Consider the following 2,406-nt stretch of genomic DNA (forward strand, 5'->3'; position numbering starts at 1 on the left):
CCGGTGCACGAGCCGACGGTCACGCCGGTGGAGAGCACGTTGTAGCCCTTCGTAGCGTCCCAGGTGCCGACGTTGGCGAGCCGGATCGCGTACTCGGGCCGGGACTGCAGCCCGCTGCTCGGGTCGGGCAGCCAGAGCGCCAGCCTGTAGGTGCCCGCCGCGGCACCGCCCGGCACCGTCACGTTGGCGCTGACCGTGCTCGCCCCCGCCAGCCATCTTCGCGGGTCGACCCCGTTCAGCGGCAGGTTGTAGCGGTTGGTGCCGTTGTCCAGCACCAGGTACGGCGTACGCGCCTTGATCAGGCCCGACCACCCGTCGTTGCTGAGGTGGGCGGTGAAGCTCAGCGCGCCGCCCGGTGCGACGGTGGTCGGGAACGTCGCGTCGAGCAGCCGCAGCCGATAGCCGAGCTTGCGTTTGATCCGCACGAAGCAGGTCTCGGCCGGGTCGTTGCCCGCCGCGGCCAGGTTGGCCGCCTTCCACTTGTCGGTGTTGACGGCCGCGTAGTCCTCGTTGATCTCGGTGAAGTTGAGCCGCTGCATCTCGGTCTGCGCGTTGACGCAGGCGGCGTCGTTGTAGCCGTCGGCGCCGCACGTCTCACCGCCGACCATCTTGTTGTGCCCGGCCGACGTGGCCAGGTCGTACATCCACTGCTTCTTCTGCTCGATGTAGTACCAGCCCATCCAGGACGGGTTGTCGTAGGTGCCCATGTCGTTGTAGTCGGCCAGGAAGCAGTCGTTGTGGAAGCCGATCCGGTCCTTCTGCGCCGTCGTCAGCGTGCAGCCCTCGGGCACGACGCACGACGTCGGGTCGACGACCTCCTTGACATAGATGGGATAGCGCATCGCGAGCGGCACGGAAGCCGGCGTGGTGTCGGCGATCCGCTTCATGATGCGGTAGCGGGCCGGCGCCTCCTCGACGGACGACGGGTTGGTCAGCCCGCCGGTGTGCCACTCACCCCAGGCGCCGAGATAGCCGACCTCCAGGTGCAGCACGACGTCCGCGTTGGCGGTGATGACGGCGTTGAGCTGGTTGATGTGGCCCAGGATGCGCGCCTCGTCGACGCTGACATACCCGTCCCAGGTGTACGCGGGCCGGAGCACGACCTTCATGCCCTGGGTGCGGGCCGCCGCCAGGCCGGAGGCCAGGTTGTCCAGCAAGGCCTGCGGCAGTGGCGCCCCGCGGTATTTGTCGAGGTGGACGTAGCTGTGGATCAGCCTGTTGTTGTTGGCCTGCGCGCGGGCGAACGTCCGGTCGAGCAGGTCCGGGTTGAAGCCCGGGATCGTGGCCGCGTTGACGTAGTCGTTGACGGCTGGGTCGTTGATGATCTCGTAGCGGTTGTGGTAGCCGCGCTCCGGGTTGGCGAACGCGGTGGCGAGGTCGGCCTGGTAGGTGATGGTGGCGGCCCGGGCGGGGGCGGCGGGGACGGCCACCGCCCCCAGTCCGGCCGCCAGCGCCGTCGCGGCGAACAGCCGCAGGGTGCGAGCGAGCATGATGGCCGTCCCCTACTGGAAGGTGATGCTGTCGATGGAGATGGTCGAGCTGCCGCCGTACCAGAAGCCCATGGCGAGCTGCGACGGCGAGTTGCGGTTGATCCCGTTGGCGGCCATCGGAATGCGGATGTCCTGATAGCTCGTCGTGATCACCGGGTGCGCCCCACCGTCCAACGTGAAGTCCGCGAACAGCTTCGTGGCACCGCCGAGGCCGAGGCTGAAGTGGCTCTGCTCGCCACCGGCCGCGCCCTTGACCCGCACGACCAGGTGGGTACGGGAGCTGAGGTCGACGCCGACGTCGGAGCCGAACCAGCCACAGTTGTTGTAGCGCAGGGTCAACGCGCCACCCGTCACCGTCCCGGAGCCGCCGCCGTCGAGGAAGCAGTTCCCACCGGTCCACTTACCGAGATCGTTCGTGGACGGATAGGCCGGCGTCCCGTCGAAGTTGTCCAACACCAGCCCCGTCGGCGGCTGCGGAGCCGAATCGGTCGTCACCGCGACCGCGTTGCTCGCCGCCGAACGGTTCCCGGCCGCGTCACGCGCCCGAACCGTGTAGCTGTAGGCCGTCGAGGCCGTGAGCCCGGTGTCGGTGAACGAGGTCCCCGACGGACTGCCCACCAGGGTGGAGCCGCGGAACACCTCGTAGCCCGTCACACCCACGTTGTCGGTCGCGGCCGTCCACGACAGGGACACCGTCGTGTCGCTCTTACCGGGCGCGGACAGCGTCGGCGCGCTCGGCGCCGTGCAGTCCCCCGAACACCCGGACGTCGTCCCGGAAACGGTCGCCGACGGACCGGACACGTTCCCGGCGGCGTCGACCGCCCGCACCGAATACTGATAGGTCCGGCCCGCCGTCCGGCCCGTGTCGGTGAACGACGTGCCCGTCACCGTCGTGGCCAGCGCACCGTCGCGCCAC

General features: G+C 69.3%; 2 protein-coding genes. Both read right to left on the reverse strand.

Annotation, left to right across the window (positions count from 1 at the left end; all coding sequences use genetic code 11):
• Positions 1-1,490: DUF4832 domain-containing protein (locus Asi02nite_RS41065; RefSeq protein WP_203719453.1), on the reverse strand; the 1,490-nt coding region annotated here is incomplete at its 3' end.
• 12 nt (positions 1,491-1,502) lie between these two features.
• The coding region (locus Asi02nite_RS41070; RefSeq protein WP_203719454.1) for a fibronectin type III domain-containing protein at positions 1,503-2,406 on the reverse strand (904 nt) is incomplete at its 5' end.

It is taken from the genome of Asanoa siamensis, assembly GCF_016862555.1.
Classification (GTDB): domain Bacteria; phylum Actinomycetota; class Actinomycetes; order Mycobacteriales; family Micromonosporaceae; genus Asanoa; species Asanoa siamensis.